We start from the raw sequence: 3,039 nt of genomic DNA, 5'->3' as shown, positions 1-3,039 counted from the left end.
CCATCTCCCCATCCCCCCACCTCTTCTGCCCTCACCAGCCTAATAGTTGAGAAACTTTTGCTGGTAGGCAGACTGGATCGAAAGGTTTGGCGATCGCACCTACAACACTCATATCTTGCAAATGTTGGCGACTATACCAACTTGCTTTATGGGTAATTAACAAAATTGGGATTGATTGAGTTAAAGGATTCGCTTTCAATTTCTGAATAAATCTGGTGCTGTCTCTTTTTCCAGTGAAATTATCCATGATAATGGCATCAAGTTTTTGAGTTGGCAATAATGCTAATCCTTCTTCAAAAGAAGCCGCTGCTATCACATTCCAACCACCAATTTCGCTCAAGCACACTTGAAGCACTTCTCGCACGCTTGCTTCGTAATCAATGAGCAAAATCGATCTAGCACTACACATAAAATGCAAAAAGAATTTAACAGCTAAGGATGACTTCAGGGAACACTATAAACTTAAGTAGTTAGGATTTTAAAGCATCTTTCAGCATCTTTTGGATGGTTAAATACTGTTCTAGATCGGTTTGCACTTCATTTAGTAGTTGTTTAGCTACTCCGATCATCACTTGAGCAGAAACATAATCATTTTCTTGTAGTTTATTTACGGCTTGATTAAGGATATGAATTGTTTGTTGGACTTCAAAGGTTTTGGATGAGTCATTTCTAATTTCTGCCATTGGGTTGATTTCCTTCCTACAGTTTTAATTTAAGATTTGACTGGGTGTATAGTTTTCAAATTAAAGTAAAAAAGTAAGAAAGTTGTAAGGCTTTTTTGTAAAATTTTTGGCGATCGGTTCGCCCTTGCGGGGCATTGTGGTGCGGGAAGGTAACAGATATTTTTTGTCTTGTCAGAGTTTTATTTGGTAGTCAAGTTATTACCATTTCAGGATCTCCGCCACCTGATTCGAGACAGTAATCGGGTTGAAAGGTTTGATAATTAATCCTGTAACTCCCATTTCAGCAAAGCGACGACGATCGTTAGGTAAAACTTTTGCCGTCAACAGCACCACCGGGATGGTTCGAGTAGTTGAGTTAGCTTGCAACTGCTCAAAGACGGAAAATCCATCCATATCAGGCATTGACACATCCAGAAGAATAGCATCCCACTTACCAATTTTTACTTTTCGTAACCCTTCTTCACCTGAACTCGCTGTTTCAACTTGCCAACCTGCAAATTCTTCTAAGGAAACTTGAACCACATCTCGAATATCTTGTTCATCATCAATTATTAAGATATGTTTACTCATACTTCTTTACTCTTTATAGGTAACGTGAAATAGAATGTACTACCTTGACCTAAAGCACTTTCTACCCAGATTTTACCTCCGTGCTGTTGTACAATGCTTTTACAAATAGCTAATCCTAACCCAGTACCTCCCTTTTGCCGAGAGTCAGAAAGATCGACTTGTTGAAATCTGCCAAAAATTGTTTCTAACTTCTCAGCCGGAATACCCCGGCCTTGGTCTCTAACCTGAAATACGATGTACGAAGTAGGGGGTAATTCAGGAATTGCCTGTAGATTAACATTGGGATTTTCTTGGCTCGGTGGTTCGCTGTTTTTGCGTTCGGCACTTAACCAAATAGTACTATGAGCCGGAGAAAACTTAATTGCATTGCTGAGTAAATTAGTCAGGGCTTGAATAATCGTATCAGATGAAGCCCAGATTTCTGCGACTAGAGGTGTCAGTTCCAGTTTAATTTGTGCTTGATGAGCGATCGCTTGTACAGATTCTATTGCCTGCTGCATCAAATCTTCAACTTGGCACTTCCCCATGACTAATTTAACTTTGCCAGACTCCAATCTCTCTAAATCTAGAATATCATTCACCAAACGTACTAAGCGATCGCTATTCTTCACTGCCACCTGAAGCATATATTGAGCTTTTTCTGGGCGATTGTCTAAAACTCCTGATTCTAAAATTCCCAGAGAACCGCGAATTGCTGTTAAGGGAGTTCGCAATTCATGACTTACAATCGAAATAAATTCATCTTTAATGCGATCGATTTTGTGTCGCTCACTAATATCTTGAATTTGAGTGACAAAGTAAAGACAATTTCCCTGTTGATCCTTGACAACAGAAACACTCAACAATCCCCAAACTAAATGACCAGACTTATGGATGTAACGTTTCTCCATTTGATAAGTCCGGCATTTTCCTGCCAATACCTGACGAATATATTCTAAATCTTTCTCTAAGTCATCTGGGTGAGTAATATCTTGGAAAAAATTGCCTAAAAGTTCGGCTTCGCTGTAACCTGTAATTTCACAAAGGGCAATATTCACTTGTAAAAATCTGCCATCTAAAGCAACTAAAGCCATACCAATTGCAGCATCATCAAAAGCTCGGCGGAACCTTTCTTCACTTTCCCTTAATGCAGCTTCCATGCGTTTGCGTTCGCGTAGCGCAGCTTGCTGCTCGCTAATGTCTGTTAATCGGATCAAGTTAATCCATTGATTGGCAATTTTGACAGGTTTAGCTGCTATATTCGCCCAAAAACTATTTCTTTGGCGGGAAATGTACTCCAACTCCGCACTCCAAAAACCTTTTTGTTGCATTTGCTGAGTAATTTCATCAATTTCTTTGCTAGTAAAGGGATGACGCTGAAAAGTGCGACCTTCTTTACCAATTAATTCGGTTTTACTTTCTACTTCAAACAGTTCGACTGCCCGACGATTACAATCAAAAATTAATAGAGTTTGAGGATCGACTAAGAAAATCGCATCTGTAGATTCATTAAAAATAGTTTCCCGGAGTTCTTTTTGTTGTCTTAGTTCCCATTCTGCTTGTTGGCGATCGGTAATATCCTGAGCAAAAGAAAGCACAGAAATTAAATTACCTGCTGTATCAAAAACCGCTGAACTATACCACTGACAAATAATTACTCGACCATCTTTAGTGTAATTACGATTTTGCACTGACTTACTAGAAACTAATCCATTAATCAATGGAGTAATTTCGACAGTTACGCGATCGAGGTCTTCATCATAAACAAACTGCCAAGGAATTGGGGACTGGGAGGAAGAAGTGGGGG

4 protein-coding genes are annotated in these 3,039 nt (G+C 39.4%); all 4 read right to left on the bottom strand.

What is annotated here, in order from left to right; all coding sequences use genetic code 11:
• Positions 1-31 precede the first annotated feature (31 nt).
• On the bottom strand, positions 32-409 hold the full coding sequence (locus IQ264_RS32025; protein ID WP_193986728.1) for a response regulator: 378 nt from the start codon (positions 407-409) through the stop codon (positions 32-34).
• Positions 410-470: 61 nt separating this feature from the next.
• Positions 471-683 carry a hypothetical protein gene (locus IQ264_RS32020; protein ID WP_193986726.1) on the bottom strand — a complete coding sequence of 71 codons (213 nt, stop codon included), beginning with the start codon at positions 681-683 and terminating at the stop codon, positions 471-473.
• 198 nt (positions 684-881) lie between these two features.
• Positions 882-1,253, bottom strand: coding sequence for a response regulator (locus tag IQ264_RS32015; protein ID WP_193986724.1), 372 nt, complete (start codon positions 1,251-1,253; stop codon positions 882-884).
• Positions 1,250-3,039 (bottom strand): PAS domain S-box protein (locus IQ264_RS32010; protein WP_193986721.1); only part of this gene is annotated, 1,790 nt, incomplete at its 5' end. The genes IQ264_RS32010 and IQ264_RS32015, both read right to left, overlap by 4 nt.

It is taken from the genome of [Phormidium] sp. LEGE 05292 (genome assembly GCF_015207735.1).
Taxonomy (GTDB): Bacteria; Cyanobacteriota; Cyanobacteriia; order Cyanobacteriales; family Aerosakkonemataceae; genus Floridanema.
Note: the sequence above shows the minus strand (reverse complement) of the source record. Positions and strands in the feature narration are given on the sequence as shown.

Coding starts and splice junctions, on each gene's coding strand:
- IQ264_RS32020 (WP_193986726.1), bottom strand. CDS start 683: ATGGCAGAAATTAGAAATGACTCATCCAAAACCTTTGAAGTCCAACAA.
- IQ264_RS32015 (WP_193986724.1), bottom strand. CDS start 1,253: ATGAGTAAACATATCTTAATAATTGATGATGAACAAGATATTCGAGAT.
- IQ264_RS32025 (WP_193986728.1), bottom strand. CDS start 409: ATGTGTAGTGCTAGATCGATTTTGCTCATTGATTACGAAGCAAGCGTG.